The 4,024-nt window shown below is 56.1% G+C and carries 2 protein-coding genes and 1 pseudogene; all 3 read left to right on the top strand.

Annotation, left to right across the window (positions count from 1 at the left end):
* Positions 1-256 (top strand): hypothetical protein (locus Xbed_RS20370; RefSeq protein ID WP_244182551.1); only part of this gene is annotated, 256 nt, incomplete at its 5' end.
* A gap of 31 nt (positions 257-287) precedes the next feature.
* Positions 288-581 (top strand): annotated as a pseudogene (locus tag Xbed_RS20790) (Ig-like domain-containing protein); the annotation flags it as partial.
* A gap of 102 nt (positions 582-683) precedes the next feature.
* The coding region (locus Xbed_RS18095) for an invasin domain 3-containing protein (RefSeq protein WP_279625547.1) at positions 684-4,024 on the top strand (3,341 nt) is incomplete at its 3' end.

Below are 4,024 nucleotides of genomic sequence, written 5' to 3'. Positions count from 1 at the left end.
TGGAATACCGCAAGAAAATGCTGATCCGCCTGATGATGGAAGAGCAGATCAGCGGGCGCGGTGGCGCGATTGTGCCGCTGAATGTCAATGTCAGCGCCAAATATGGCCTGAAAGAGATTGTCTGGGATACCGCCGCGCTGGTGGCGGGCGGCGGCAGGCTGGACAGCGCGGGCGCCCCGACACCGGCAGAAAACAGCCCGGCCGGCGGCACCCATTACCGGCTGACCCTGCCGCCGTTCCGGGCGCAGGGCGATAACATCTACCCCCTGTCCGGCGTCGCCTATGACATGCAGGGCAATGCCTCCGAGCGGGTGGAGGCCCGGATACAGGTGACGTCTTCCGCCGTCAATCCGGCCGGTTCCGGCTTTGAACCAAGCAACAAGTCGATGGTGGCGGACGGCAAAACCCAGACCGTGATCCGGCTGAAACTGACCGACAAGGACGGCAAGCCGGTCACCGGCGCGGCCAACAGTATCAAACTGACCGAGGATAAATCGAAACTGACCGGGGACGGCAAAGACCCGGTGCTGGGGACGGAGATCAAAGAAGTGCCGGCCGGCAGCGGCATTTATGAAGTCACCGCCACCGCAGGCACCAAGCACGGCAAATGGAAAATTACGCCGGACATTGACGGGCATCAACTGCCCCCGACGGTCATCGATTTCGGGGATTCGCTGGCCAACATGATCGACACGGACAAGACCGGGTTTAAGCCGGAAAACAGCACGCTGGGCAAGCCCGGGGACAGCACCGAAATTATCCTGACCCTGAAAGACAAGGACGGCAACCCGATCACCGGCGCGGCGGATAAAATCACCCTGACCGACGATAAAAGCGAACTGTACGGCCCGCCGCCTTATCCGACCCTGGGTGGTGTGCGGGAAGATCCGGCCGGCAGCGGAATTTATAAAGCCAAAGTCACGGCCGGTGAGAAAAAAGGCAACTGGACGATCACGCCCATCGTGGACGGCAAAGAGCTGAAACCGACCACCGTGACGTTTGGCAAAGCACTGACGGAGATTGTGGATACGAAAGGGTCGCAGTTTACCCCGGCCACCAACATTCTGGCCGCTGACAACGAGGACAGCACCATCCTGACGCTGCACCTGAAAGACAAGGACGGCAAACCAATCCCGAATGCGAAAGACAGCATCACGTTTGAGGACAACGGCGCGACGCTGGCCGGCGACGGCAAGAACCCGCCGACCATTGATAAGGTGTGGGAAGAACCGGAAAACAGCGGGATTTACAAGGTGAAGGTGAAAGCCGGCGATAAAACCGGTCAGTGGAAAATCATCACCAAAATTGAGGGCCGGCCGCTCGATACCCCGACGGACATCACCTTTGGCAGCTCCAGGGCCGGATTGGTTGACCCGAATAAATCCGAGTTTATCCCGGACAATGGCAAGCTGCCCAATGCGGGGGATACCACGGTGATTAAGCTGACGCTGAAAGACATCAATGGTCACCCCATCACCGGGGCGGAAAACAGCATCAACCTGATCCCGAATAACGACGGGCTGTACGGCAAGGACGGGACGATGCCGACCTACGGCAAGGCCAAAGAAGTGCCGCCGGGCAGCGGTCTGTATGAAGTGCCGGTCACCGCCGGATCGAAAAAAGGCCAGTGGACGCTGACACCGGAAGTGTTCGGCAAAAAGCTGAAAAACGCGGCCACCATTGACTTCGGCCAGACACTGGCGGAGATCCTGTCGACTGACAGCCCGGCGGTTGAACCGGAGGATGGCAGCAACGCGCTGGCCGCTGATGGCAAGTCCACCAAAACCTTGCGGGTGAAACTGAACGATAAACGGGGCAAGCCGATCACTGGAGCCAAAGACAGCATCAAGGTCACGGCAGCGGGGCAATTGAAGGGAGACGGGAAAGATCCGCAGATCGGTGAGGTCCAAGAAATCGGCGACGGGGTGTATGAAGTGGTGGTCACCGCCGGGCTGAAAACCGGCGACTGGACGCTGACCACGGCTGTGGAGGGCACGGACAATAAACAGGAAACCGTGATTGAGTTTGATGAGAACAAGGCACCGGCGGTCAGCAACCTGCAACTGAATGGCACCCTGCATGTCGGTAAAACCCTGACGGCCACCTATCAGTTTGCGGCCAAAGACGGCAACACCACGGACCGTTCGATCTATGCCTGGGGGGAGAAAGGCCGCACGGCGGAACGGGTGGAAGCATTGGCGAAGGAGGCGGGGGTGAAAGAACCGCTGGAACTGGAGCAGAAAAACGGCGAAGGCCGGGTGGCGTCTGGGGAATCGGGTACGGTGAAGTACACTATTCAAGGCAGTGATATCGGCAAAGTGCTGGAAGTGTCGGTACTGGCGGCCAACGACGCCAACCTGCGTGCCAAGACGCCGGTGACCGTCGATATCACCGATCCGAATGCCAATAAGGGCCTGGTCGGCGGCAATGGCAAGGGAGGCGTGGCCGATCCGCAGGCTAACCCGCTGGTGAAAATCGTTGAACTGACCGGTGAGTTGACGCTGCCGACCACCTTGACGGCCAGTTATCAGTTTGACCCGAATGGCGGGGATAACAGGGATAAATCACGCACAGCCTGGACAGTGGCAGGAGAAAGCCCCACTGACACTGACTGGAAAGAGATTGCGAATCCCAGTCAGGGAAGCAAGAACGGACAGGCCAGTGTCACATTAGCAAAAGAAGATGCCAGCAAAATCGCCGGCAAGGTGATTGTGGTTTCCATTCTGCCGGTCAATGGTGCCGGGCATAAGAACCCCGACGGCATTGATAGCGTGAGCACGGCTCCGGGTGATCCAAGGAACAAGTTCAGCGGCGGCGGTCAGGATAAAGATGGCAAACCCACCGGTACGATTGTCGATCCGGATGCGAAACCCATCGTGTCTAACCTGATATTGGCGGGGAGTCTGGTGGCTGGTGAGACGTTGACGGCCAGCTATGCCTTTGATGCCAATAACGGTGATCCGAAAGATTATTCTGAATACAGTTGGTATCGGGTGGGTTATGAGTCGGAAGATAAGCATGATGTACCCGACGAAAGCAAGGCGACTAGAATAACGGGGGGCGTGGTCACCAAGAGTGGTGAGATAGCACCTTATACACTGACTCAAGAGGATATTAACCACTATATCGAAATCAGGCTGCAACCGAAAATGCAAAACGGTAAAACGGCGGGTGAACTATTGACGGTGAATTCAAACCAGGGACCCAATATCGGTAACGGGAATAGTGACTTAACGGGGGGCAGTGACGGGCACGGCCGGGTGATTGACCCCAGCAAAGGGCCAAAGATATCAGATTTGAAGTTAGTCTTAACAGACGGCTCTGATGGGAAAGGGAAAGAGTTGGGGGCAACTTATCGTTTTGAATCGGATAACGGGGACATAGAAGACAAGACCCTGTACTTGTGGGGAGCGTTTACCCTGAATGAAGCGATCACCACAGAGAGTCAACTGGATAAGGCAGGCCATACCGTAGCTAAAGATCAGAAGATTCACTCTCAACCGCATAAGGTTCCGCCATTCCCATTAACAGCGGAACACGCTGGTAAAATCATTGCATTATCTATACAGGGGCAGAATGGTAAATTGAAGCCGGGTAACTTGCTGAACGCAACAACCAAAGGTTTTGTCAGCGCGGTGGGGGCTAACCCGGATGGGACGGTCAAAGGCATTGCGGATGCATTTACCGTCAATGTAGACAAAACCAAGGCCAAAGCCAAAATCGATCTGGTTGAAAACAAACCCGAGCCGATAACGCTCACGATCAAAACTCAAAAGGATGGCAAACCCATTGGAGGAGTACCGGTCACCCTCAATCTGTCAGCCGTCAACCGTCAGAATAAAACTGAAACACCGACGGCAAAACTGGAAGCACAGAAAGGGAACGGGGTTCTGTCCCTAGCTCAGGCAGGTAAATATACGGGTCATACAAATGAGAATGGGGAGTTGATTATCAAGGTCACCGACCCGGATGGGAAAGGCGTGAAAACTACCTTGAAAGTGACGGCTGAGGGAGCCAGTGGTTC

Origin of the sequence: Xenorhabdus beddingii, from assembly GCF_002127545.1 — a bacterium.
In the GTDB taxonomy this organism is placed as follows: Bacteria; Pseudomonadota; Gammaproteobacteria; order Enterobacterales; family Enterobacteriaceae; genus Xenorhabdus; species Xenorhabdus beddingii.
This window is presented reverse-complemented; position numbering and strand designations above follow the sequence as displayed.